Raw genomic sequence first — 23,446 nt, 5'->3', positions numbered from 1 at the left:
CTCTCCCCCCGGTGAGGCCTCTCCTTCGAGAGGTGGATTCGCCTACGCGCCCAGCGTGAGCAACAGGCGTTGCAGCGACCCGCCCAGGCCCCAGCGCTCCGCGAGCGCCTCCAGTGTCGCCCCGTCCCGCGGCGCATGGGGCAAAGAAACGTTCACGTCCGGCAGCGGGACGTCGCCGGCGACCCGGACCACCTTCGGCGCCACCGCGACGTACGGCCGCGCCTCGTCCAGCCGCTTGCGCTGGGAGGGGGTGAGCTTCGCCTTCGGGTCGTCGACCGCCGCCATGATCCCGGCCAGGTCGCCGAACTCGGCCAGCAGCTTGGCCGCCGTCTTCTCCCCGATGCCCGGCACCCCCGGCAGGCCGTCGCTCGGGTCGCCGCGCAGCAGCGCCAGATCCGCGTACCCGGGCCCGTCGACGCCGTACTTCTCGCGCAGCCAGGCCTCGTCGGTCGTCTGGAGCGTGCCGACGCCCTTGAGCGGGTACAGCACCCGCACCCCGCGCGCGTCGTCCACCAGCTGGTACAGGTCGCGGTCGCCGGTGACGATGTCGACCGGGCCCGCCGCCCGCGCGGTGAACGTGCCGATCACGTCGTCCGCCTCGTAGCCGGCGACACCCACCCGCGCGATGCCCAGCGCGTCCAGCACCGCCTCGATCACCGGCACCTGCGGCGACAGCGTGTCCGGCACCTCCTCCTCGTCCGGGCCCACCGGGCGCTCCTCGGCGACGCGGTGCGCCTTGTACGAGGGGATCAGGTCGACCCGCCACTTCGGGCGCCAGTCGGCGTCCATGCAGGCCACCAGCTCGTCCGGCCGGTGGTCCTTGACCAGGCGGTCGATGAAGTCGAGCAGTCCGCGCACGGCGTTCACCGGCGTGCCGTCCGGGGCCTTCACGGAGTCCGGCACGCCGAAGTAGGCGCGGAAGTAGAGCGAGGCGGTGTCGAGGAGCATCAGTCGTCCGGTCACGCCTCGCATCATGCCCCACGGGTGTCCCGGCGACCGGCCGGTATGCACTCCCGTGGCAGGCGTGAACATCGACCGAGGGTCCTCGTCGGCCTGGTGGACTGGGCCACTTGTGCGTTTGTCCCCCAGGTGCCAGGGCAGGCGCGGCCTCGGAGCGGCGTCGGTTCGCGCAGGTCATCGTTTGCACCAGCATCCGCCGACGCCCTCGGTCCCTGTCCCCGAACGAGTGGGTAGGCTTGTCAGCCAGGCTTGAGGCCGAACATCTCTTCAAGGTGTTCGGAGAACGACAGAACGAGGCGGTCGAAGGGCTCCGCGACGGAGCCACCCGGGAGGAACTGCGCACCGACGGCACCACCGCCGCCGTCCTCGACGCCTCCTTCACCGTCGACCCCGGACAGATCTTCGTCGTCATGGGACTCTCCGGCTCGGGCAAGTCCACCCTGCTGCGCATGCTCAACGGACTCCTGGAGCCCACCGCCGGACGCGTCCTCTTCGACGGCCGGGACCTCACCGCGCTGAGCGGCCGTGACCTGCGCGAGGTCCGTGCCCGGAAGGTCAGCATGGTCTTCCAGCACTTCGCCCTCTTCCCGCACCGCAGCGTCCTCGACAACGCCGCCGGACCCCTCTACACCGGCCTCGCCACCGGCCGGATCGACTTCCAGACCGACTCCTGGCTGCCCACCACGCACGCCGAGTACCGGAAGAAGTACGGCGACCGGCTCGACGGCCTCGGCCGGTGGTACGGCCCCACCTCGTTGGAGCTCTCGGTCCCCTCGTACATGAAGGACGTGAACTCGCTCGCGGACCTGAAGGAGCACGCCGCCGAGTTCGGCGGGCGCATCACCGGCATCGAGCCCAGCGCCGGGATGATGGGCCTGCTCAAGGACAAGGTCCTCAGGCAGTACGGCAAGGACCCGGGGGGTGCGTGGGGCGAGGGCGACGGCGTGCACACCCTCGCCCGGCGGGACTTCACCGCCGACCAGCCCGAGGTTGCCGCCTGGCTGAAGGACTTCCGGATGACCGAGGAGCAGCTCACCGGCCTCGAGGCACGGATCCAGGAGGCCGGCAAGGGCAAGGAGCAGGACGCGGTCCGCGCCTGGCAGAAGGACCACCCCCATCTCGTCGACCGCTGGGTCCCGGTGGCCGGGGCCGGATCCGGGAGCCGGGCGGCCGGGTGACCTGACAGCCCCGTCACCGCCCGTCGTGCGTGTCCGCAGCTGAGACGTTCCTTCGCCACGGCAAGGATCCGGCCAACCACGCAGAGCCACCCCCAGGCCTGGGGTGAGGTGGTTGCGAAGCCGGGGACGAGCGGGAACACTCACGGCCGTTCGCGCATTGAACCGGAAAGCGGAGGGCGAGTGAGCGCCCGGCGAGCCGGGCGGCCCGTTCCGCTGGCGCGATCTGTGGGGTCGTGTGTCACGTGGTGTGTCCTCGATGTGACGGGCACATGAAACGGTTTGCCGAACATGCGTAGGGTGCAGAGAACTCTTCAGGACATCGGCGGATTCGACGAGCGAAGGAGGGAGCCGGAGCGATGGGCGACCACAAAGAACAGCCCCTGCGGGTCGGCGCGGCCGTACGGCGGCGACGCCGGTCCCTGGACCTCACCCTCGCCGTCGTGGCCGAGCGCAGCGGCCTGTCGGTCCCGTTCCTGAGCCAGATCGAGAACGACCGGGCCCGGCCCAGCACCAGCTCCCTGGAGAAGCTCGCCGACGCCCTGCGCACCACGGCCGTCGAACTCCTCGCCGCCGCAGACCCGGCGTGCAGCGTGGACGTCGTCCGCGCCGAGGTCACCGAGACCCCGGAACCCGCGCCGCGCTCCCGCTCCCTGGTCCGCGGCCACCACCAGATGCACGCCACGGAGTTCACCGGCGACCATGAGGCCGGGCGTGAATTCCAGTACCGCAACGACCAGTTGATGTACGTGGCCGACGGCGCCGTGGAGATCGAGGCCGAGGGCCGCGCCTACCGTCTGGGCCGCGGCGACACCCTCTACCTCACCGGCGGGGTCCGGCACCGCTGGCGGGCGACCGTCCCCGACACCCGGGTGGTCGTCGTGGCCGTCGCTGAGCACATCGAGGCGGTCCGGAACCGGAAGCGCTGACGTCCGTGCGGATCGTCTCCCTGGTGCCCTCCCTCACGGAGGCGGTGGCCGTCTCCGTGCCCGGGGCGCTGGTCGGCGCCACCGACTGGTGCAGCCATCCGGCCGACCTCGGCGTCACCCGGATCGGCGGCACCAAGAACCCGGACGTCGAACGGATCGCCGCCCTCGCGCCCGACCTGGTGATCGCCAACGAGGAGGAGAACCGCGAACCCGACCTCCGCGCCCTGCGCGCGGCGGGCGTCGAGGTGCTGGTCACGGAGGTGCGGGACGTCCCGCAGGCCTTCCGGGAGCTCGCCCGCGTCCTCACGGCGTGCGGCGCGCGGTCCCGGCCGCGCTGGCTGGACGAGGCCGAGGAGGAGTGGGCCGGGCTGAAGCAGCCGGAGACCCGCCTCTCGGCCGTCGTGCCCATCTGGCGCCGCCCCTGGATGGTGCTGGGCCGGGACACCTTCGCCGGGGACGTGCTCGCCCGCCTCGGTGTCGACCACCTCCACGCGCACCACGAGGAGCGCTACCCGAGGATCGCCCTGGACGACCTCCGGGCGGCCGCCCCCGATGTCGTCGTCCTCCCCGACGAGCCCTACCGCTTCACCCCCGAGGACGGCCCCGAGGCCTTCCCCGGACTGCCCTGCGCGCTCGTCAGCGGACGGCATCTGACCTGGTACGGCCCCTCACTCGCCGAGGCTCCGCGAGCACTGTCCGAGGCTCTGCGAGCAGCGCTCCGCTGAACAGCCCCCGGACGGTCCGCGCGGCGACGACACCCCACGCGCCCAGGAGGACGGCGTACAGCGCGACGGCGAGCACGTCGTAGGCGACCAGCCCCGTGTGCCGGGCCAGGACCGCGGCGCCGGTCACACAGGTCCCGACCGGGAACGTGAACGCCCACCACGTCATCGCGAAACCCATCCCCTCCCGGCGGGCCCGCGCCACCTGCGCCCCGGCCAGGCACAGCCACAGCAGGGCGAACCCCATGACCGGTACGCCGTACAGCACCGCGAACACCGCGAAGGCCCGGCCCTCCGGTCCCGGCACGACCCCCGGCGCCGCCTCCGCGAACCGGCCGACGGCGGTGGTGGACTGGCCGAGCGGGCCGAGGACCAGGAACAGGGTCGGGGTGAGCGCGGGCGGCAGCGGACCGCCGGTCAGCAGCCGCCCGAACACCACCGGCAGCAGCGCGAGCGTGGCCAGCAGACTCAGCCCGAACAGCGCCAGACACGCGAGCAGCAGGGTCGCGCGGGCCTGACCGGGCGGCAGGTACGGCACGAGCGCTGGCCCCGCGGCGGCCGACACCATGGGCGCGACCAGCGGCAGCAGCCACACCGGCGTCGGCTCGGCCCCGTGGTGGCGTACGGCCATGAGGTACGGCACGGCGACGGCCGCCGCCAGCGCCACGACCGTACCGGCGCCGAACAGCACGGCGTCGAGCGCGACCGCGGGCCCGGTGCCGATCCAGTCCCGCCCGACGGACAGGGCGCCGCCGCCGACGGCGAGCAGCGCCATCGCGAGACAGCCGTAGAAGGGCGCCGTCGCCGGGTCGAGGAGATCGGCACGGGCCCGGTCGCGGTGGTGCCGCCAGTGCAGGGCGCGGGCGGCGAGGAGAGCCGGCAGCAGGGCCAGGGAGAGCGCCCACAGCGCCGCGCAGGCCGGGCGCAGCCCTGGGGGCCGCACGGGCAGGGCGGCTCCGGCCGTGCCGACGATCGCCGTGCCCATCACCGTGGCGTACCAGTTCGGTCCGAGATACCGGACAGCGCGGTGCGCGGGCCGGGGGGCGAGGGACGGAGGAGGAGCGACGGTGACCATGGTCTCCACGGTCGTGGATCCCCTCCGACCGGACCAGGGACGACCTCGCTATGGGGGCATAAACTGGGTTTATGAGCAGGGGTACGTCGGAGGAACAGCCCGCGGCCGCCGGTTCCCTCGGGCATCGCGTCCCGGATCTCGGGGCGCTGGAGCTGCTGCTGGCCGTGGCCCGGCTGGGCAGTCTGGGGGCTGCCGCACGCGAGCTGGGCATCACCCAGCCGGCCGCGAGCAGCCGGATCCGCTCCATGGAACGGCAGCTCGGGGTGGCGCTCGTCGACCGTTCGCCGCGCGGGTCCCGGCTCACCGACGCGGGCGCGCTGGTGACGGACTGGGCCCGGCGGATCGTGGAGGCGGCGCAGGCCTTCGACGCGGGGGCGCAGGCGCTGCGGGACCGGCGGGACTCGCGGCTGCGGGTGGCGGCGAGCATGACGATCGCGGAGTACCTGCTGCCGGGGTGGCTGGTCGCGCTGCGCGCGGGCCGACCCGACACGGCGGTGTCCCTCCACGCCGGGAACTCGGCGACCGTGGCGGAACGGCTGCTGTCCGGGGAGGCGGACCTCGGCTTCGTGGAGGGGCTCACCGTCCCCACCGGTCTCGACTCCGCCGTGATCGCCCACGACCGGCTGATCGTCGTGGTGGCACCCGGACACGCCTGGGCCCGGCGGCGGCGGGGACTGGCCGCCGCCGAGCTGGCCGTCACCCCGCTGATCCTCCGGGAGAAGGGCTCCGGCACCCGGCAGGTCCTCGACACGGCGCTGGGCGGGCTGGCCCGTCCCCTGATCGAGCTCTCCTCGACGACGGCCGTGAAGGCGGCGGCGGTGAGCGGTGCCGGGCCCGCGGTGCTCAGTGAGCTGGCGGTCGGGGAGGAGCTGTCCCTGCGGCGTCTGGTGGGCGTGCCCGTGGAGGGCGTCTCACTCGCCCGGGACCTGCGCGCGGTGTGGCCGACCGGCCACCGCCCGACGGGCCCGGCCCGCGACCTGCTGTCCCTGACCCGCGGCTGACGGCGGCCGCGCACCCCTGCGGCCGGGACGCCGACCCGGACGCGGTGACCGTGGCCCTCGCCACGCTGGCCGGCTACTTCGTCGAGGCCTCGCTGCGCCGTCCCCGCCCGGCCTGCCCACCCTGCGCGCCTTCCAGCGGGCCTGGGCCCTGTCGTCACCTTCCCGTCTGCCGTGCGACGCCCGGCACGCCGAGAGCACGCACCGGACGCCGCACGGCCGCCCTTCGGGCGACGACGGGAAGGTGACGACAGCGCCCAGGGCGAGGCGGCCCTCGCCTGGCTCAGGGAGCGGTGGCGGCGGCCGTAGCGGTCCCGGCCGCCTCGACCAGTGCCCGCATCACCCTCAGGTCCTCACCCATCTCCGGATGCCACTGCACCCCGAGCACCCAGCCGTCGGCGGCCGCAGGCTCCACCGCCTCCACGGTCCCGTCCGCCGCGTACGCGCTCGCGACCAGGCCGCTGCCGAGGCGGTCGACGGCCTGGTGGTGGTACGTGGGCACGGAGCTCTCCTCCGGGACGGCGGCGGCGTACCGCGTGCCCGGGACCGGCTTGACCGGGTGGCTGCCGAACACCCCGACCACCTCCGCGTGCCCCTCGATGTGCTGGGTGAGCGTGCCGCCGAGCGCCACGTTCAGCAGCTGCATCCCCCGGCAGATGCCCAGCAGCGGTACGCTCGCCGCCAGCGCCGCGTCGATCAGGGCGAGTTCCCACGCGTCCCGCTCCCGGGCCGGCGGGCCGGTACAGGGGCCGCGCTCGGCGCCGTAGCGGACCGGCTCGACGTCCGGGCCGCCCGCGATCACCAGGCCGTCCAGGCGGGCGACCGTCGCCGCCGCGTGTCCGGGCGCGTCCGGCGGCAGCAGCGCGGCCAGACCGCCCGCCCGCTGCACCAGCCGCGGATATCCGACGGGCAGCAGCGCGGCGTCCAGTTCCCACACGCCCCAGCGCGCCCCGGCCTCCAGATACGTGCTGACCCCGATCAGCGGGCGGCCGCCGTCCGTCATGTGTCCTCCCGCCCCAGCAATGGGCTTTCCTCAGACCAATAACATCTCATGCCAGGAACCCCCGGAGCAGCGCCGCCGTCCCCGCGCAGTGCTCCCGCATCATCTCCCGCGCCCCGTCCGCGTCCCCGTCCAGCACCGCCTCGACCAGGGCGACGTGCTGGCGCTGCGAGTGCTCCAGGTTGCGCACAAGGAGCGGGATGCAGTCCAGCAGGTCGTTCACCGTCGCCCGCACGGCCGCGTACTGCGCCGTCAGCGACGGGGAGCCGCACAGTTCGGCCAGCGTGAGATGGAGCAGGGTGTCCAGCCGCCGGTAGTCGGTCAGCGGGGCGTCCGCCGTCCGGGCGAGGGCGTCCCGCAACCGGTCCGCCTGCTCGTCGCTCAGCCCGTGCGCCGCGCACAGTCCCGCCGCCCCGACCTCCAGCACCTCACGGAACCGCAGCACGTCCTCGATGTCGACCTCGGCGATCCGGCGCCGCAGCTCGTCCTTGCCGCCGGCGTCCGCGCGCGGCAGCACGAACGTTCCGCCGTAGCGGCCCCGACGGGACTCCACCAGCCCCTGGTCCTGGAGCACCTTCAGCACCTCGCGCAGCGTCACCCGGCTGATCCCGAGCCGCTCCGCCAGGTCCCGCTCGGCCGGCAGGCGCTCACCGCCGGGCACCAGGCCCAGCCGTACGACCTGGAGGATCTGCTCCAGCGCCTCCTCGAAGCCGTTCCCCGCGCGCACCGGCCGCAGCACCGGGGTCAACCGGTCGTCCAGGCCGCCGTCCGCGTCCACCGACATCTGGCCGTGCCCCCCTTCCCAAGCAATGGTTCTCCGCAATACCTTATGGCTCCCGGCCGTCCGAGCCATCCAAGCCCAGGAAGTCACGGAAACAAAGAAGCAGTCACAGAAACACAGCAGCCCAGGAAGCCTTAAGGAGGCCCTCCCGTGGCAGACCGCACACCCCCGCTCAGCGTCGAGGAACTGCACGCCCTCGTCGCGAGCGGTGAGATCGACACCGTCGTCCTGGCCTTCCCCGACATGCAGGGGCGGCTGCAGGGCAAGCGGTTCGCCGCCCGCTTCTTCCTCGACGAGGTCCTCCACCACGGCACCGAGGGCTGCAACTACCTCCTCGCCGTCGACACCGAGATGAACACCGTCGACGGCTACGCCATGTCCTCCTGGGAGCGGGGCTACGGCGACTTCGCCATGCACCCCGACCTGTCCACCCTGCGCCGCGTGCCCTGGAACGCCGGTACCGCGATGCTCGTCGCCGACCTCGCCTGGAACGACGGCTCACCGGTCGTGGCCGCCCCGCGCCAGATCCTGCGCCGCCAGCTGGAACGCCTCGCCGAGCACGGCCTCACCGCGCAGGTCGGCACCGAGCTGGAGTTCATCGTCTTCAAGGACAGCTACGAGCAGGCCTGGGACGCGAACTACCGGGGGCTGACCCCGGCCAACCAGTACAACATCGACTACTCGGTCCTCGGGACCGGACGCATCGAGCCGCTGCTGCGCCGCATCCGCAACGACATGGCCGGCGCCGGTCTCACCGTCGAGTCCGCCAAGGGCGAGTGCAACCCGGGCCAGCACGAGATCGCCTTCCGCTACGACGAAGCCCTCGTCACCTGCGACCAGCACGCGATCTACAAGACCGGCGCCAAGGAGATCGCCGCCCAGGAGGGCTGCTCCCTCACCTTCATGGCCAAGTTCAACGAGCGCGAGGGCAACTCCTGCCACATCCACCTGTCGCTGACGGACGCGGACGGCCGTAACGCCTTCGCCGCCGAGGACGGCGGGATGACCGACACCATGCGGCACTTCCTGGCCGGCCAGCTCGCCGCCCTGCGCGACTTCTCGCTCCTGTACGCCCCCAACATCAACAGCTACAAGCGGTTCCAGCAGGGCTCGTTCGCCCCGACCGCCGTCGCCTGGGGCCACGACAACCGCACCTGCGCCCTGCGGGTCGTGGGACACGGCCGCTCCCTCCGCTTCGAGAACCGGCTGCCCGGCGGGGACGTCAACCCGCACCTCGCGGTCGCCGGGCTGGTCGCGGCCGGGCTGTACGGCATCGAGCAGCGGCTGGAGCTGCCCGAGTCCTGCCCCGGCAACGCCTACACCGCCGACTACGCCCACGTCCCCGGCACCCTCCGCGAGGCCGCCGAGCTGTGGGAGACCAGCCCGGTCGCCAAGGCCGCCTTCGGGGACGAGGTCGTCGCCCACTACCGCAACATGGCCCGCGTCGAGCTGGAGGCCTTCGACGCCGCCGTCACCGACTGGGAACTGCGCCGCTCCTTCGAACGCCTGTGAAAGGTCCTGACTTGTCCGACCCGCACGAGCTCGTCGTCCTGAATCCGGCCACCGAGGAAGTCGTCGCCACGGTCCCCGCCGCCGACGCGGCCGACGTGGACGCGACCGTCCGGCGCGCCACGGCGGCCCAGCACCGGTGGGCCGCGCTCGCGCCCGCCGACCGCGCCCGGCTGCTGCGCCGGTTCGCCGACACCGTGGACACCCACCTCGAGGAGCTGGCGCGGCTGGAGGTCCGCGAGGCCGGCCACCTCCTCGGCAACGCCCGCTGGGAGGCCGGCAACGCCCGCGACCTGCTGCTCTACGCGGCCGGTGGCATCGAACGCCTCACCGGCCGGCAGATCCCGGTCCCCGGCGGCTGGGACGTCACCTTCCACGAGCCGCTCGGCGTGGTCGGGGTGATCGCCCCCTGGAACTTCCCGATGCCGATCGCCGCCTGGGGTTCCTTCCCGGCCCTCGCGGCCGGCAACGCGGTCGTCCTCAAGCCCGCCGAGACCACCCCGCTCACCGCCCTGCGCCTCGCCGAGCTCGCGCTCGAAGCCGGCCTGCCCGAGGGGCTGTTCCAGGTCCTGCCCGGGTACGGCGCCGTCGCCGGACGCGCGCTCGTCGACCACCCCGGCGTGGCGAAGATCGTGTTCACCGGCTCCACCCGCACCGGCCGCGAGGTCATGGAGCGCTGCGCCCGCCAGGTCAAACCGGTCACCCTCGAACTCGGCGGCAAGAGCCCCAACGTCGTCTTCGCCGACGCCGACCTGAAGCGGGCCGTCGACCCCTTCTCCTTCCTCGACAACTCCGGCCAGGACTGCTGCGCCCGCACCCGGATCCTCGTCCAGGAGTCGGTGTACGACGAGGTGGCCGACCACCTCGCCCGGGAGCTGTCCGCCGTCGTGGTCGGCGACCCGGCCGACGAGGCGACGCAGATGGGTCCGCTGATCTCCCGTCAGCAGGTCGACCGGGTACGGTCGTTCGTCCCGGACGACGCCCAGGGCCTGCGCGGGACCGCCCCCGACGGCCCCGGCTTCTGGTTCCCGCCGACCGTCCTGACCGGCGCCGCGCCCGACTCCGACGCCGCCCGCGAGGAGATCTTCGGCCCCGTCGCCGTCCTGCTGCCCTTCACCGACGAGGCGGACGCGATCCGGCTCGCCAACGACACGCCCTACGGCCTCTCCGGCTCCGTCTGGACCCGGGACGTCGGCCGCGCCCTGCGCGTCGCGCAGGCCGTGCGCGCGGGGAACCTGTCCGTGAACTCCCATTCCAGCGTCCGCTACTGGACCCCGTTCGGCGGCTTCAAGCAGTCCGGAGTCGGCCGTGAGCTGGGCCCGGACGCCCTGACCGCCTTCACCGAGACCAAGAACGTGTTCATCTCCACGGAATCCAGCACGGAGGGCCCCGCACAGTGACCGAACAGAATGTGTGCCGTCGTCTCGTCGGCCGTACGGCCGTCATCACCGGAGCCGGCAGCGGCATCGGCCTCGCCACCGCCCGCCGGCTCGCCTCCGAGGGCGCCCACGTCGTCTGCGGCGATGTCGACGAGGCCCGCGGCAAGGCGGCCGCCGAGGAGGTCGGCGGGATCTTCGTGAAGGTCGACGTCACCGACGCCGAGCAGGTCGAGGCCCTGTTCAAGACGGCGTACGACACCTACGGCAGCGTCGACATCGCCTTCAACAACGCGGGCATCTCGCCACCCGACGACGACTCCATCCTGGAGACCGGTCTGGAGGCCTGGAAGCGCGTCCAGGAGGTCAACCTGACCTCCGTCTACCTGTGCTGCAAGGCCGCCATCCCCTACATGCGGCGCCAGGGCAAGGGCTCGATCATCAACACGGCGTCGTTCGTGGCCAGGATGGGCGCGGCCACGTCCCAGATCTCGTACACCGCCTCCAAGGGCGGCGTCCTCGCCATGTCCCGTGAGCTGGGCGTGCAGTTCGCGCGGGAGGGCATCCGGGTCAACGCCCTGTGCCCCGGCCCGGTCAACACCCCGCTCCTGCAGGAGCTGTTCGCCAAGGACCCGGAGCGGGCCGCCCGGCGGCTGGTGCACATCCCGGTGGGCCGGTTCGCCGAGGCCGAGGAGATCGCCGCGGCCGTGGCCTTCCTGGCCAGCGACGACTCCTCGTTCGTCAACGCCGCCGACTTCCTGGTGGACGGCGGGATCGCCGGGGCGTACGTCACCCCGCTCTAGGCGGTCGTCACAGGAACGTGTGTCCCTCGCCCCGGTAGGTGGGCACGGTCGCCGTGACCGTGTCCCCCTCCACCAGGTGCAGCACGTCGAACCGCTCGCACAGCTCGCCGGCCTTCGCATGCCGGAACCACACCTTGTCGCCGATCAGCAGATCGTCGGCGGGGGAGCCGAGGAGCGGGGTCTGCACCTCGCCGGGGCCCTCCTGGGGGTCGTACCGCAGCCCCTCGGGGAGGTACGGCACGGGGAGCCGGTCGGGTCCCGCGGCACCGGAGGCCGGGTAGCCGCCGCCCAGGACGGTCACGACCCCCACCCCCGGCCGCCGTACGACGGGCTGGGCGAACAGGGCGGCCGGACGCCCGGTGAACGACGTGTAGTTGTCGAAGAGCCGCGGCACGTACAGCCCCGACCCGGCGCCGATCTCCGTCACCGCGTCCTCGGCGGCCGTGTGCTGCACACTGCCGGTGCCGCCGCCGTTGACGAACTCCAGGTCCGGGGCGACGGCCCGTACCGCCCGCACCACCGCGGCGCGCCGCTCGGTGAGTTCACGGCGGGCCGTGGCCTGCATCAGCCGGATCGCCCGGGACCGGAAGGGCCGCCCGGCCACGTCGTCCCCGACACCGGCGATATGACCCTCGTACGCCATGATCCCCACGAGCTTGAACCCTGGCCGCCGGGCCACCGCCCGTGCCACCTCGGCGACTTGGGCGGGGGAGTACAGCGGGGAACGCAGGGCGCCGACCCGTACCCGGCCGCCGAGCAGCTTCAGCGAGGTGTCCAACTCCAGGCAGACCCGGATGACTTCGGTGCCGCCGGCCCGCGCCGCGTCGATGAGGTCGAGCTGGGCGACATCGTCGATCATGACCGCGACGGCGGCCGCGAGCTTGGGATCGGCGGCGAGCTCGGCGAAGGCGGTGCGGTCGGCGGAGGGGTACGCGAGCAGGATGTCGTCGAAGCCGGAACGGGCGAGCCACAGGGATTCGGCGAGGGTGAACGACATGATGCCCGCGAAGCCGTCCTTGGCGAGGACGCGCTCCAGCAGGGTCCGGCAGCGCACGGACTTGCTGGCCACGCGGATCGGCTTGCCGCCGGCCCGGCGGCGGAGGTCCTCGGCGTTGGCGTCGAAGGCGTCCAGGTCGACGATCGCGAGAGGGGCGTCGAGGTGCTCGGTGGCCCGGTCGTAACGGGCCCGGTCGGCGGCGCGCGCAGTCATGAACGAAGCCTGCCAGACTCGATTACCGCAGGGTAGGGGGATGTTCCGGGCAGATGCCCCGTCGGTCACGGACTGGTTCCCGTTCGCTCGGCAACAAGCCGTAGAGTGACGCGCACGCACGGAGGACGGCTCCGGCCGGAGATCCGCGCCGGGGTGCCGCTTCCTCCGCGCGGGTATGCGTGCCTGGACGGACCACCGCGTCCGCACCGGGCCGCCCGGGCACGCGCAGGACGGCCCGCGTACGAGAACGACGGCCCGGGCCAGAGGAAACGGGGGGTGCATGAGTACGGAAGCACGCCGCGCCTCGGTTCCCCCGCGCCCTGACGTGCCGCCCCGCCCGGCCCAGCCGCCCTCGGCGGGCGGGGGCCCCGAGGAACAGCCGACCGCCGCACCCGGGGAGAAACCCGCGAACGACACAGCGAAGCCGTCCGGAGCCGAGGAGAGCGGCACGAACGGCGTTGCGGGGCCGCGGAACGGCGCCCCGCACCCCCGGCCGAACCGCCCCACCGGATCCGCCGCGCCGAGGTCCCCGAGGATCCCGGCCCCCTGGGTCCGCCCGTACGCCCCCTCCGCCGCCCAGGAACCCTCACCGGAGGCCCCACCCTCCGCTCCGGGCAGGACCCCGCCCTCGAACCGGACCCTCCGCTTCTCCGCCCCCTTCGGCACGGATCCCGTGGACGCCCCGCCCCCGCCTCCCGCGTCGGCCCGCTTCCCCGACGCCCCCCCACCGCCCCCCGCACGTCCGGGCACCGGCCCCTCCCCGTACCGCCCGCCCGGCACGGAACCACCACCCCACACCCCGCACCCCACGGCCCCGTCCCCGCGCCCTGCCACCGCCCCGGCTGACCGCCCGGTTTCCGGCACCGCACCGCGCCCTGCCGATCCCACGGGTTCCGGCGCGGGTCCGCGTCCCGCCGCCCCGGCCGATCGCCCCGGTGTCGGCACCGCCCCGCGCCCTGCCGCTGTCCCGGCCGACCGCGCGGTGAGCGGCTCCGGCCCGCGTTCCGGTGCTCCGGTCGGCGACCGTGCCGACGACACCACCGAGCTGCGGTTCGGCGGTCCCGGCGCCACGCGTGTCACGGAACCCACCGAACCGAGCGGTGCCCGCGCCCAGGGCCCGTCGACTCCCCGGTCCTCCGACTTCTTCGGCCCGCGTACGGGGACGACTCCCCGTAGCGCCGAGCCCGCCGACGGCAGCGGCTCGCGTCCCACCGCTCCTGTCTCCGGCAGTGCCTGGAGCCCGCTGCCCCGCAGCTGGGTCCCGACCCCGAGTGCCGCCGTGGAGCCGGAGACGGGGCAGGGCTCCGGTTCCGCCCGGCGCACCGCCGCCCCGCAGCCGTCGCCGACCGAAGCGGACGACCAGCCGGCCTGGACGCCCACCTCCGCCATACCGCCCCCCGACTTCACCCTCCCGCCCCCGGCACCCCGGCAGGCACCCCCGAAGCCCACCACCCGCCCCACCACGGCCACGGCTGATTCCGACGGTCCCGCGTCCGGCCCGGGCACCTCCGCCCGTTCCGCCCCGGGCCCGGGAGCCCCGAGCCGCCCCACGCCCGCGACGGGCACCTCCGGCCGCTCCGAGTCCGCGACGGGCGTCCCCGGCCGTCCGGCGTCCGCCCCGAGCACCTCCGCCCGTCCCGCCCCCGGCCCGGGAGCCCCGAGCCGCCCAACGCCCGCGACGGGCACCTCCGGCCGCTCCGAGTCCGCGGCGGGCGTCTCCGGCCGCCCTGCGTCCGCTACGGGTGTCCCCGGCCGCCCCGCGTCCGGCCCGGGCGTCCCCGGCCGTGCGTCCGCCCCGAGCACCTCCGCCCGTCCCGGGCCGGGCCCGGGAGCCCCGAGCCGTCCCGCGTCCGCCCCGGGCGCCTCCGGGAGCCCCACCCCGGCCGCCGGAGCCCCCAGCCGTCCCGCTTCCGAGTCGGGTGCCGCAGGCCGTCCCGCGGGCGGGTCCGGCCGCTCCCCGGGTGAGTCGGGTGCCTTCGTGCGGTCCTCCTCCGTGTTCGGCGATGCCGGTCCGCGTGCCTCCGCCCGCCCCACGTCCGGGCAGGGCACCGGCGCTCGCCCTCCCGCCGCGCCCAGCGTGCCCCCGCGCCCCGCCGCCGCACCGCCCACGCCCCCGCGTCCCACGGCCGCCCCGGACTCCGCCCTCCCCTCCACCGCCGGCCCGCCGCCCACGTCCGGGAAGAATCCGTTCGCCACTCCCTCCGCGACCACCCCGGAAGACCCGGCCGGGCAGAGCGGCCCCACCACCCGGCCCGGCACTCCCGCGCGCCCCGCGTCCGGGATGAACCCGTTCGACGCTCCCCCCGCGCCGAACACGCCCCCCCGCCCCACCGGGCCCGCCACCCCACCACGTGCCGCCTCCGACTCACCCCTGTCCGGTGCTGTCTCGCCGGATCCCGCTCTCTCCTGGAGTGCTCCCATGGCCCCGGGGAAGGCGCCCGGTGCCACGCGGCCCGTGGTGACCTTCGCGCGGCCCGAGGGGTTCGGGGACGGGCGAGGGGCCGGGTGGCACCGGCGGGCCGTCCTGGCCGCCATCTGTGTCGTGCTCGGGCTGGGGCTCATCGGCGGTGCCGTCACCGGGAGTTGGCTCATCGGGGACGCGGAGGGAAGCGGCGCGCGGGACACGTACGCCGCCGCCGGCGGGCTGTGGCACAACGTGCCGGTCGACGAGCTGTTCCCGGTCACCGTCGACGGGCAGGGCGCCGGCCCCGGCGGAGCCGACCGCACCTGGACGCGGATCGCCGTCGCCCCGGACAGCGGCTGCGCCGACGCCTTCGACCCGCTGCTGCGCCAGGCCCTCACCCCGGTCGGCTGCCAGCGGCTCCTGCGCGCCACCTACACCGACGCCACCCAGAGCTACGTCACCACCGTCGGCCTGCTCTTCACCACCGCCGACGCGGCCGCCATGCGCGCCCTCGACACCCGCTTCGACAAGGAGGGCCTGGCCCGCCGCACCGACCTGATGCCGAAGCCGTACCCCGCGAAGGGCACCGCCGCCGCCTCCTTCGGCGACAAGCAGCGCGCCACCTGGACGATCTCCGTCCTCACCGACGCCCCGGTCGTCGTCTACGCCGTCTCCGGCTGGGCCGACGGCCGCACCGTGGACAGCCCCGAGCCCGCCGCACAGGCCACCGCCTCCGGTTCCACCACGGCCCCCGCCCAGGCCGGCCTCGGCAACGAGGCCCAGGGCCTCGCCGACCGCATCGAGCGGAGCCTGCGCAAGACCGCCGTCACCCCGCCCTCGGAGCAGCCCTCATGAACCGCCGCAGCCCTCGCAGCCGTCGTACCCGCAGGGCCGGGCTGCTCTGCTGTCTGCTCGCCGGTTCCGTCGCCCTGCTGCCCACCGCCCCCGCCTACGCCGACGGCATCCGCGCCCAGCAGTGGGCCCTCGACGCCCTGCACACCCAGGAGGCCTGGCAGACCACCAAGGGCAAGGGCATCACCGTCGCCGTCCTGGACACCGGCGTGGAGGCCGACCACCCCGACCTGGACGGCAACGTCCTCGAAGGCAAGGACATGGTCGGCTTCGGCGCGAAGGAGGGCGACGCGTCCTGGGCCGTGCACGGCACCGCCATGGCCGGCATCATCGCCGGTCACGGGCACGGGTACGGCGACGAGGACGGGGTCATGGGCATCGCGCCCGAGGCCAGGATCCTGCCCGTCCGCGTGATCCTGGAGGACGAGGACCCCCAGCGCACCAAGGCCCGCAACAGCCGGGGCAACGCCCTCGCCGAGGGCATCCGCTGGGCCGCCGACCAGGGCGCCGACGTCATCAACCTCTCCCTCGGCGACGACTCCGCCTCCGCCCACCCGGAACCGGCCGAGGACGAGGCCGTGCAGTACGCCCTGAAGAAGGGGGTGGTCGTCGTCGCCTCGGCGGGCAACGGCGGGGAAAAGGGCGACCACATCTCCTACCCGGCGGCCTATCCGGGTGTGATCGTCGCGACCGCCGTCGACCGCTACGGCACCCGCGCCTCGTTCTCCACCCGCCGCTGGTACGCCACGGTCGCCGCCCCCGGCCAGAAGGTCGTCATCGCCGAGCCCGACCACAAGTACTACGAGGGCTGGGGGACCAGCGCGGCCTCCGCGTTCGTCTCGGGCGCCGTCGCGCTCATCAAGGCCGCCCACCCCGGGCTCACCCCGGCGCAGATCAAGAAGCTCCTGGAGGACACCGCCCGCAACCCTCCCGCCGACGGCCGTGACGACTCCCGGGGCTTCGGCTTCATCGACCCCGCCGCCGCGATCCGGGCCGCCGGCGCCCTCGAGCCGGAGGGCCTGAAGTCCGCGTCCTACGGCAAGAAGTACTTCGGCGCGGGCCCCGACGCCGCCCGCGCCGACGACGACACCTCCAGCTGGGCCGCCCCGCTCGCGGGCGGGGCCGGAGTGGTGCTCCTGCTCGGCGCGGTCGTCCTGTGGCGCGGCCGCCGCGAGCCGGACGGGTTCGGGACCTACGAGACCTACGACGTGTGAGACGTACCGGGCCGTCTAGTCGGCGGCCGTCGTCGTCGCGGACGCCGTGTCGTCCGCGAACGCCGACACCGCCGCCTTCGCCGCCGCCTCCACCAGCGTGATGCCCTTCGCCTGCGTCGCGCTGCCCTTCGACAGCACCGCCACCAGATACGTGCGCCCGCCGGACGTCACCCGTCCGATGCTGTTGATGTCCCACAGCCCGGTGGTGCTCCTGGCCAGCCAGCCGTTCTTCAGCGCCCAGGACGAGCCGTCGGCCGCCGCCGAGACACCCCAGTGCTGGTCGGCCGCGATCTGCTGCATCAGGCCCTGTATGTACGTCTGCGACGCCTCGCTCAGCTCCGAGTCGTCCCCGAAGACCTGCTGGAGCAGCCTGAGCTGGTCGGCGGCCGTGGTCTGGGTGAGCCCCCACAGCATGTCGTCGCCGCCGTCGGTGCCCGTGAGCCCGAACCGCTCGTTCGCCGCGTCCAGGCCCTCGGCCTTGCCGATGATCCGCCACAGCTCCGAGGCCGAGGTGTTGTCGCTGTTCTCGATCATCGCGGTGGCGTACGTCTTCTCGGACGCCGTGAGGTGCCGGCCCGCGTCCTGGGCCTGGAGCAGCAGGGTCGCCAGGATGTCCACCTTCACGATGCTCGCCGTGTCGAACGCGGCGGAGCCGTAGGTCGCGCTGTCCCCGGAGTCCACGTCCAGCACCGCCACGGACACCTTCGCGTCCGCCGGCACGGTCACCGACGTCATCGCCTCCGCGAGCAGCGCGTCGTAGTCCACCTCGGGTGCCGCCACCGACTCCACCGTCACGCCTCCGTCCGCCGACCCCGACGCGGACGCCGACGGCTCCGCGGAGGACGACGATACGGTTCCCTCGCCGGAGTGCGCCTGTGCCTTCACATAGACCGTGCCGCCCGCGGTGGCGCCGAGGACGGCCACGGTGGCGAGCGCGGTGTAGAGGAGGGGACGGCGCCGGGACGGGCGGGCGCGGCGGCCGCTGCGGGCTCTGCGAGACTCCATGCCCGTGATGGTGGTGGTGGCGACTGTGCGGGCCGTTAGACGTACGTAAGAGGTACGTCAGCGAAGGCTGAGAATCCTGTGAAAGCCGTCTCGATCGCGTTTCGGGCCCCGCACAACCCCAGCAGCATCCCCCCGATAAGGTCGGTGACCGTGGCGAACAAGAACATTCCCGACCCCGGCTACTCCGACGACGACGGCTCCGCCGACCCCCGGCTGAGCGCGGCGCTCGCCGCCTGGGCCGAGGACCGCACCGCCGTCGGCCCCGTCCTGGAGGCGCTCGAGGGCACCCGGCTGCTCGTCCCGGTGGTGGCCGTGCTGGGTGAGGTCGAGGAGGACGAGAACGGGCTGCGCCGCGAGAAGACCAGCGACATGGCCGTCCCCACCCTGAAGGCCGGCGGCCGCACCGCCCTGCCCGCCTTCACCTCCACCGACTCCCTCGCCCGCTGGGACCCGGCGGCGCGCCCCGTCGCCGTACCCCTGCACCAGGCGCTGCGGGCCGCCGCGCACGAGAAGGCGGACACCGTGGTGCTCGACCTGGCCGGGCCGGTGGCGTTCGAGCTGACAGGACCGGCGCTGCGGGCGCTGGCGGAGGGCCGTACGACGACCGATCCGCTCGCCGATCCGGCCGTACGGGAAGCGGTGCGCGCCGCCGTGGCCGCCGAGCCGGACGTCGTCCGCGCGCACCTCGGGCCGGGGCAGGCGGACGGCACGCTCGCCCTGGTCCTCGACCCGGCCGCCGCCCCCGCCGAGGCCGCCCGCGCGGTGGCCGGCCGGCTCGCCGCCGACGAGACGCTGAGGGCCCGCCTGGTGCGGGGTCTCGACCTGGCACTCCTGCCGGCCGGGACCACCCCTCCGGGCGAGCCCCTGTACGTACGCGGATGAGCGAATGCGCGGATGAGCCCGCGGACTAGCCGTAGACGGGTCCGGTGTACTTCTCGCCCGGGCCCTGACCCGGCTCGTCCGGGACGATCGACGCCTCACGGAAGGCCAGCTGCAGCGACTTCAGGCCGTCGCGCAGCGGGGCGGCGTGGAAGGAGCTGATCTCGGTCGCGCTCGCGTCCATCAGCCCGGCGAGGGCGGTGACCAGCTTGCGGGCCTCGTCGAGGTCCTTGTACTTGTCGCCCTCCTCGGTCAGACCGAGCTTCACGGCGGCCGCGCTCATCAGGTTGACCGCGACCGTGACGATCACCTCGACGGCCGGGACCTCGGCGATGTCGCGGGTCATCTCGTCGAAGTCGGCGGAGGCGGGGTCCGGGGAGCCGGCGGGGGAGGTCTCACTCATGCCCCACACGATAGGCGCAGGCCGCCCGGACCCCGTACCGAGGCTCGATTCGCCGTTCCCGGCACGGGCTGCTAGTCTCGATTAACGACCGGTCGGACACGCGTGCCACCCAGCAGGCGGGCCCGGCCCACAAGTGGAGGCTCCGAACTCCCACCCGACCGCCCCTCAGGGACGGCGGGTCACCCCGGTCAGGCGGCCGCCATCGTTCCGTACGGACGATGGAGTCGCCCGGTAGTGCGCCCCGCGATCCTCGCGACGGTGCTCCGGTAGTGCTTGGAGCCCCCGCATGTGATCGTTCGGGGCATTTTTTGTGCTTCGGCGTGGTTATAGGTCTAACGACACAGACGTTACGCGGCCGTCCGCCAGACCGTCGCGTGGTGCTACCGAGGAGGATCCATCAGCGCCGAGCCCCGCATCAACGACCGGATTCGCGTTCCCGAGGTGCGACTTGTCGGTCCCAGTGGCGAGCAGGTGGGCATCGTCCCCCTGGCGAAGGCACTGGAGCTTGCGCAGGAGTACGACCTGGACCTGGTCGAGGTCGCGGCGAACGCCCGCCCGCCGGTCTGCAAGCTCATGGACTACGGGAAGTTCAAGTACGAGTCGGCCATGAAGGCCCGTGAGGCGCGCAAGAACCAGGCGCACACGGTCATCAAGGAGATGAAGCTCCGGCCGAAGATCGACCCGCACGACTACGACACCAAGAAGGGTCACGTCGTCCGGTTCCTCAAGCAGGGCGACAAGGTCAAGATCACGATCATGTTCCGTGGTCGCGAGCAGTCCCGGCCCGAGCTGGGCTACCGACTGCTGCAGCGTCTCGCGGAGGACGTCCAGGAGCTCGGGTTCGTCGAGTCGAACCCCAAGCAGGACGGCCGCAACATGATCATGGTCCTCGGTCCGCACAAGAAGAAGACCGAGGCGATGGCCGAGGCCCGTCAGGCGCAGGAGGCCCGCAAGGCCGAGGCGAAGGCCAACCCCGGCCGCTCGCAGAACCCCGCGGACGCCGAGTTCACCGAGGCCGAGACGGCCGAGGCCCCTGCCGAGGCTTCCGCCGAGGCGTGATCCGAGGGACCCACGTCCCCTGGATGCAACCCATACAGCAGCGACGCTCCACCCCGTGCCCGGTTTCACGACCGGGCACCGGAGCGCCACCGACGAGGAGAGAACGGCGCTATGCCGAAGAACAAGTCGCACAGCGGTGCCAGCAAGCGCTTCAAGGTCACCGGCTCCGGCAAGGTGCTCCGTGAGCGCGCCGGCAAGCGCCACCTGCTCGAGCACAAGTCGTCCCGAGTGACGCGTCGCCTCACCGGCAACGCCGAGATGGCCCCGGGCGACGCCGCGAAGATCAAGAAGCTTCTCGGCAAGTGAGGTCGGGCGCACCGCGCCTGATCCACGCACACCGGGACCCAATCGATTCCGGGCCGTGTGACGACACCCACGGCCCCGCTACAAGGAGTTAACAAGTGGCACGCGTCAAGCGGGCAGTCAACGCCCACAAGAAGCGCCGGGCGATCCTCGAGGCGGCCTCCGGCTACCGCGGTCAGCGTTCGCGCCTGTACCGCAAGGCCAAGGAGCAGGTCACCCACTCGCTGGTCTACAACTACAACGACCGCAAGAAGCGCAAGGGCGACTTCCGTCAGCTGTGGATCCAGCGCATCAACGCCGCTGCCCGCGCCAACGGCATCACCTACAACCGCTTCATCCAGGGCCTGAAGGCCGCGAACGTCGAGGTCGACCGCAAGATCCTGGCCGAGCTCGCCGTGAACGACGCCAACGCGTTCGCCGCGCTCGTCGAGGTCGCGCAGAAGGCGCTGCCGTCGGACGTCAACGCGCCGAAGGCCGCGTGACGCTGGCGCTGGCTTTGAGCCGACGTGACTGAGGACCCGCAGGTTCATCCTGCGGGTCCTTTGCTGCTGACGCTCGTCGAGGCCGCCGTTCGGGTGCGGGTGCGTGGTGGCTTGTCGCGCCCACGCGGCGGAGCCGCACATCGACAGAGCCCCGCGCCCCCAGGGGGTTGCAGTCGTCCCCGATGCCACGCCGACCGCACACATACTTAAGGTGAACCAGACATGCCCCCCGTCAGTCCCGAGCTGATCTCGCCCCGTTCTCCCCGTGTGGCCGCCGCTCGGCGACTCGGGCGGCGGAACTTCCGCAGCAAGGAGCGGCTGTTCCTCGCCGAGGGGCCGCAGGCCGTGCGGGAGGCGGCGGGGTACGGCAAGGAGACGCTGGTCGAGCTGTTCGCCACCGTCGAGGCCGCGGAGCGGTACGCGGACATCATCGGCGAAGCCCGAAGCGCCGGCGCCCGCGTCCACCTCGCCGACGAGCAGGTCATCGCCGACATCTCGACGACCGTCACCCCGCAGGGGCTGGTCGGCGTCTGCCGGTTCGTCGACACGCCCTTCGAGGAGATCCTCGCCGCCCGGCCGAAGCTGGTCGCCGTACTGGCGCATGTGCGCGATCCCGGCAACGCCGGCACCGTCCTGCGGTGCGCCGACGCCGCCGGCGCCGAGGCCGTCGTACTCACCGACGCGTCCGTCGACCTGTACAACCCCAAGGCCGTCCGGGCCTCCGTCGGGTCGCTGTTCCATCTGCCCGTCGCCGTCGGGGTCCCCGTGGAGCGGGCCGTGGCCGGGCTGAAGGAGGCCGGGGCGCGGATCCTCGCCGCCGACGGGGCGGGCGAGGACGACCTGGACGACGAGCTGGACAAGGGGACCATGGGCGGGCCGACGGCCTGGGTGTTCGGGAACGAGGCCTGGGGGCTCCCGGAGGAGACCCGCGCGCTCGCGGACGCCGTCGTGCGCGTCCCGATCCACGGAAGGGCCGAGAGCCTGAACCTGGCGACCGCCGCGGCCGTATGTCTCTACGCATCGGCCCGTGCACAGCGCGCCTCCGGAGGGTGCCGCTCCGTCACCGAGAGCTAGTAGGGTGACGTGCTCGGGGAGCCTCTTCCGGGGGGATGGGAGATGAGGTACGGGGATGAGTGTCGGCACGAGCAGCGCACCGGGAGCGGCCCGCCCTGCCGGTGACCTGGCCGGACTCGGCATCGACCCCGACGACCTGCCCGACGGGCTGGTCGTCGCCGACGAGCACGGCCGGGTGATCTGCTTCAACGCCGCCGCCGCCCGGATCACCGCCGTACCGCCCGAGGAGGCCCTCGGGCAGCGGCTGGAGAAGGCCCTGCCGTTAGAGGACCTCGAAGGCCGCCGCTGGTGGCAGCTCACCGACCCCTACGGCGGGCTCGCCATCCGGACCGGCCAGCCCGAGCGCAACCTGCTGCTGCCCGGCGGCCGCGAGGTGCTCGTCACCGCGCGGTACGTCCGCACCGCACCCACCGGACCCGTCCGCCGGGTCGTCGTCTCCGTGCGGGACACCGAGGCCCGCCGCCGCACCGAGCGCAGCCACGCCGAGCTGATCGCCACCGTCGCCCACGAACTGCGCTCCCCCCTGACCTCGGTCAAGGGCTTCACCGCCACCCTCCTCGCCAAGTGGGCCCGCTTCACCGACGACCAGAAGCGGCTGATGCTGGAGACGGTGGACGCCGACGCCGACCGTGTCACGCGCCTCATCGCCGAGCTGCTCGACATCTCGCGGATCGACTCCGGGCGGCTTGAGGTGCGGCGCCAGCCCGTGGACATAGGCGCGGCCGTAGGACGGCACATCCAGGCCTACGTCGCCGCCGGGCAGCCCGCCGACCGCTTCCTGCTCCGCATCGAGCAGCCGCTGCCCGCCCTGTGGGCCGACCCCGACAAGGTCGACCAGGTCCTCAGCAACCTCCTGGAAAATGCGGTGCGCCACGGCGAGGGAACCGTCACGATTGACGTCACGCCCGCCACGTCCCCCCGGGAAGGGGAGGACACCGGCACGTCGGTCACCGTGAGCGACGAGGGTGCCGGCATCCCGGAGGAGTCCATGAACCGCGTCTTCACCCGCTTCTGGCGGGGCAGCAAGCGCGGCGGCACGGGCCTCGGGCTGTACATCGTCAAGGGCATCGTCGAAGCCCACGGCGGCACCATCACGGTCGGCCGCGCCTCCGGCGGCGGCGCCGAGTTCCGATTTACGTTGCCCGTGGGCGCCCCGGCGTATCTCGCCTGACGGCCCGCGGGCTCTTCGTTCACCTCCACCCCGTTAGACTCGGCCTTTGGCACCTTTGTGTC

General features: G+C 73.5%; 22 protein-coding genes. 15 read left to right on the top strand and 7 right to left on the bottom strand.

Annotation, left to right across the window (positions count from 1 at the left end; genetic code table 11):
- Positions 1-42 precede the first annotated feature (42 nt).
- Positions 43-972, bottom strand: a complete 930-nt coding sequence (locus tag ACYQ8Q_RS09960; RefSeq protein ID WP_460073236.1) for a 5'-3' exonuclease — start codon at positions 970-972, stop codon at positions 43-45.
- Between the two features lie 224 nt (positions 973-1,196).
- On the opposite strand from ACYQ8Q_RS09960, the gene ACYQ8Q_RS09955 reads away from it, so the two are divergent.
- The 3 genes from ACYQ8Q_RS09955 to ACYQ8Q_RS09945 all read left to right on the top strand — a co-directional run bounded on the left by ACYQ8Q_RS09955 (position 1,197) and on the right by ACYQ8Q_RS09945 (position 3,789).
- A complete protein-coding gene (locus ACYQ8Q_RS09955; RefSeq protein WP_460063706.1) occupies positions 1,197-2,138 on the top strand; it encodes a glycine betaine ABC transporter substrate-binding protein in 942 nt (313 codons plus the stop codon).
- A gap of 356 nt (positions 2,139-2,494) precedes the next feature.
- Positions 2,495-3,064 carry a helix-turn-helix domain-containing protein gene (locus tag ACYQ8Q_RS09950; protein WP_460063705.1) on the top strand — a complete coding sequence of 190 codons (570 nt, stop codon included), beginning with the start codon at positions 2,495-2,497 and terminating at the stop codon, positions 3,062-3,064.
- A 5-nt stretch (positions 3,065-3,069) separates the two neighbouring features.
- The gene (locus ACYQ8Q_RS09945; protein ID WP_460063703.1) at positions 3,070-3,789 is read left to right on the top strand and encodes a helical backbone metal receptor; all 720 of its coding nucleotides are present in this window, start codon (positions 3,070-3,072) and stop codon (positions 3,787-3,789) included.
- Here ACYQ8Q_RS09945 and ACYQ8Q_RS09940 read toward each other — a convergent pair.
- Complete coding sequence (locus ACYQ8Q_RS09940) at positions 3,701-4,861, bottom strand: TDT family transporter (RefSeq protein WP_460073234.1); 1,161 nt, start codon at positions 4,859-4,861, stop codon at positions 3,701-3,703. The two genes, ACYQ8Q_RS09945 and ACYQ8Q_RS09940, sit on opposite strands and share 89 nt — an antisense overlap.
- Before the next feature lie 71 nt (positions 4,862-4,932).
- Here ACYQ8Q_RS09940 and ACYQ8Q_RS09935 point away from each other — a divergent pair, with 71 nt between their 5' ends.
- Complete coding sequence (locus ACYQ8Q_RS09935) at positions 4,933-5,862, top strand: LysR family transcriptional regulator (protein ID WP_460063701.1); 930 nt, start codon at positions 4,933-4,935, stop codon at positions 5,860-5,862.
- Between the two features lie 280 nt (positions 5,863-6,142).
- On the opposite strand, the gene ACYQ8Q_RS09930 is transcribed toward ACYQ8Q_RS09935, so the two are convergent.
- Complete coding sequence (locus ACYQ8Q_RS09930; RefSeq protein WP_460063699.1) at positions 6,143-6,862, bottom strand: gamma-glutamyl-gamma-aminobutyrate hydrolase family protein; 720 nt, start codon at positions 6,860-6,862, stop codon at positions 6,143-6,145.
- A 46-nt stretch (positions 6,863-6,908) separates the two neighbouring features.
- Positions 6,909-7,643, bottom strand: coding sequence for a FadR/GntR family transcriptional regulator (locus ACYQ8Q_RS09925; protein WP_460063697.1), 735 nt, complete (start codon positions 7,641-7,643; stop codon positions 6,909-6,911).
- Positions 7,644-7,790: 147 nt separating this feature from the next.
- On the opposite strand from ACYQ8Q_RS09925, the gene ACYQ8Q_RS09920 reads away from it, so the two are divergent.
- Genes ACYQ8Q_RS09920 through ACYQ8Q_RS09910 form a run of 3 tightly spaced genes read left to right on the top strand, consistent with a single transcriptional unit; the run spans position 7,791 to position 11,328 of the window.
- Positions 7,791-9,152 (top strand): glutamine synthetase family protein, encoded by a 1,362-nt coding sequence (locus tag ACYQ8Q_RS09920; RefSeq protein WP_460063694.1) that lies wholly within the window; start codon positions 7,791-7,793, stop codon positions 9,150-9,152.
- An 11-nt stretch (positions 9,153-9,163) separates the two neighbouring features.
- Positions 9,164-10,549, top strand: a complete 1,386-nt coding sequence (locus tag ACYQ8Q_RS09915) for an aldehyde dehydrogenase family protein (RefSeq protein WP_460063693.1) — start codon at positions 9,164-9,166, stop codon at positions 10,547-10,549.
- Positions 10,546-11,328, top strand: a complete 783-nt coding sequence (locus ACYQ8Q_RS09910) for a 3-oxoacyl-ACP reductase (protein WP_460063692.1) — start codon at positions 10,546-10,548, stop codon at positions 11,326-11,328. Before ACYQ8Q_RS09915 ends, ACYQ8Q_RS09910 begins: the two co-directional genes overlap by 4 nt.
- Positions 11,329-11,335: 7 nt before the next feature.
- Here ACYQ8Q_RS09910 and ACYQ8Q_RS09905 read toward each other — a convergent pair whose 3' ends face one another.
- Positions 11,336-12,538 carry an amino acid deaminase/aldolase gene (locus tag ACYQ8Q_RS09905; protein WP_460063690.1) on the bottom strand — a complete coding sequence of 401 codons (1,203 nt, stop codon included), beginning with the start codon at positions 12,536-12,538 and terminating at the stop codon, positions 11,336-11,338.
- Positions 12,539-14,957: 2,419 nt separating this feature from the next.
- On the opposite strand from ACYQ8Q_RS09905, the gene ACYQ8Q_RS09900 reads away from it, so the two are divergent.
- Together ACYQ8Q_RS09900 and mycP are read left to right on the top strand one after the other, a co-directional pair.
- Positions 14,958-15,797, top strand: a complete 840-nt coding sequence (locus ACYQ8Q_RS09900; protein ID WP_460063687.1) for a hypothetical protein — start codon at positions 14,958-14,960, stop codon at positions 15,795-15,797.
- Complete coding sequence (mycP, locus tag ACYQ8Q_RS09895) at positions 15,794-17,008, top strand: type VII secretion-associated serine protease mycosin (RefSeq protein ID WP_460063686.1); 1,215 nt, start codon at positions 15,794-15,796, stop codon at positions 17,006-17,008. The genes ACYQ8Q_RS09900 and mycP overlap by 4 nt, the downstream gene beginning before the upstream one ends.
- Positions 17,009-17,023: 15 nt before the next feature.
- Here mycP and ACYQ8Q_RS09890 read toward each other — a convergent pair whose 3' ends face one another.
- Positions 17,024-18,013, bottom strand: coding sequence for a serine hydrolase (locus ACYQ8Q_RS09890; protein ID WP_460063685.1), 990 nt, complete (start codon positions 18,011-18,013; stop codon positions 17,024-17,026).
- 150 nt (positions 18,014-18,163) lie between these two features.
- Between ACYQ8Q_RS09890 and ACYQ8Q_RS09885 the strand changes: the two genes are divergently transcribed.
- Complete coding sequence (locus ACYQ8Q_RS09885) at positions 18,164-18,895, top strand: SseB family protein (protein ID WP_055636979.1); 732 nt, start codon at positions 18,164-18,166, stop codon at positions 18,893-18,895.
- Positions 18,896-18,920: 25 nt separating this feature from the next.
- On the opposite strand, the gene ACYQ8Q_RS09880 is transcribed toward ACYQ8Q_RS09885, so the two are convergent.
- A complete protein-coding gene (locus tag ACYQ8Q_RS09880; protein WP_460063682.1) occupies positions 18,921-19,295 on the bottom strand; it encodes a DUF1844 domain-containing protein in 375 nt (124 codons plus the stop codon).
- 396 nt (positions 19,296-19,691) lie between these two features.
- Between ACYQ8Q_RS09880 and infC the strand changes: the two genes are divergently transcribed.
- From infC to ACYQ8Q_RS09855, 5 genes are all read left to right on the top strand, one after another.
- Positions 19,692-20,354: a translation initiation factor IF-3 gene (gene infC / locus ACYQ8Q_RS09875; protein WP_460073232.1), complete on the top strand. Its 663-nt coding sequence runs from the start codon at positions 19,692-19,694 to the stop codon at positions 20,352-20,354.
- A 111-nt stretch (positions 20,355-20,465) separates the two neighbouring features.
- On the top strand, positions 20,466-20,660 hold the full coding sequence (gene rpmI, locus ACYQ8Q_RS09870; RefSeq protein ID WP_004933563.1) for a 50S ribosomal protein L35: 195 nt from the start codon (positions 20,466-20,468) through the stop codon (positions 20,658-20,660).
- Between the two features lie 95 nt (positions 20,661-20,755).
- Positions 20,756-21,139 (top strand): 50S ribosomal protein L20, encoded by a 384-nt coding sequence (rplT, locus tag ACYQ8Q_RS09865; protein ID WP_020938960.1) that lies wholly within the window; start codon positions 20,756-20,758, stop codon positions 21,137-21,139.
- Positions 21,140-21,361: 222 nt separating this feature from the next.
- Positions 21,362-22,213 carry a TrmH family RNA methyltransferase gene (locus ACYQ8Q_RS09860; protein ID WP_460063680.1) on the top strand — a complete coding sequence of 284 codons (852 nt, stop codon included), beginning with the start codon at positions 21,362-21,364 and terminating at the stop codon, positions 22,211-22,213.
- 55 nt (positions 22,214-22,268) lie between these two features.
- Complete coding sequence (locus ACYQ8Q_RS09855; protein ID WP_460063679.1) at positions 22,269-23,384, top strand: sensor histidine kinase; 1,116 nt, start codon at positions 22,269-22,271, stop codon at positions 23,382-23,384.
- The last annotated feature ends 62 nt before the right edge of the window (positions 23,385-23,446 follow it).

The sequence above is a fragment of the Streptomyces sp. YKOK-I1 genome, from assembly GCF_054660435.1.
This window is presented reverse-complemented; position numbering and strand designations above follow the sequence as displayed.

Coding starts and splice junctions, on each gene's coding strand:
- ACYQ8Q_RS09940 (WP_460073234.1), bottom strand. CDS start 4,861: ATGGTCACCGTCGCTCCTCCTCCGTCCCTCGCCCCCCGGCCCGCGCAC.
- rpmI (WP_004933563.1), top strand. CDS start 20,466: ATGCCGAAGAACAAGTCGCACAGCGGTGCCAGCAAGCGCTTCAAGGTC.
- ACYQ8Q_RS09900 (WP_460063687.1), top strand. CDS start 14,958: ATGGCCCCGGGGAAGGCGCCCGGTGCCACGCGGCCCGTGGTGACCTTC.
- ACYQ8Q_RS09855 (WP_460063679.1), top strand. CDS start 22,269: ATGAGTGTCGGCACGAGCAGCGCACCGGGAGCGGCCCGCCCTGCCGGT.
- ACYQ8Q_RS09930 (WP_460063699.1), bottom strand. CDS start 6,862: ATGACGGACGGCGGCCGCCCGCTGATCGGGGTCAGCACGTATCTGGAG.
- ACYQ8Q_RS09860 (WP_460063680.1), top strand. CDS start 21,362: ATGCCCCCCGTCAGTCCCGAGCTGATCTCGCCCCGTTCTCCCCGTGTG.
- ACYQ8Q_RS09960 (WP_460073236.1), bottom strand. CDS start 972: ATGCGAGGCGTGACCGGACGACTGATGCTCCTCGACACCGCCTCGCTC.
- ACYQ8Q_RS09905 (WP_460063690.1), bottom strand. CDS start 12,538: ATGACTGCGCGCGCCGCCGACCGGGCCCGTTACGACCGGGCCACCGAG.
- ACYQ8Q_RS09880 (WP_460063682.1), bottom strand. CDS start 19,295: ATGAGTGAGACCTCCCCCGCCGGCTCCCCGGACCCCGCCTCCGCCGAC.
- ACYQ8Q_RS09890 (WP_460063685.1), bottom strand. CDS start 18,013: ATGGAGTCTCGCAGAGCCCGCAGCGGCCGCCGCGCCCGCCCGTCCCGG.
- ACYQ8Q_RS09935 (WP_460063701.1), top strand. CDS start 4,933: ATGAGCAGGGGTACGTCGGAGGAACAGCCCGCGGCCGCCGGTTCCCTC.
- ACYQ8Q_RS09925 (WP_460063697.1), bottom strand. CDS start 7,643: ATGTCGGTGGACGCGGACGGCGGCCTGGACGACCGGTTGACCCCGGTG.
- mycP (WP_460063686.1), top strand. CDS start 15,794: ATGAACCGCCGCAGCCCTCGCAGCCGTCGTACCCGCAGGGCCGGGCTG.
- ACYQ8Q_RS09950 (WP_460063705.1), top strand. CDS start 2,495: ATGGGCGACCACAAAGAACAGCCCCTGCGGGTCGGCGCGGCCGTACGG.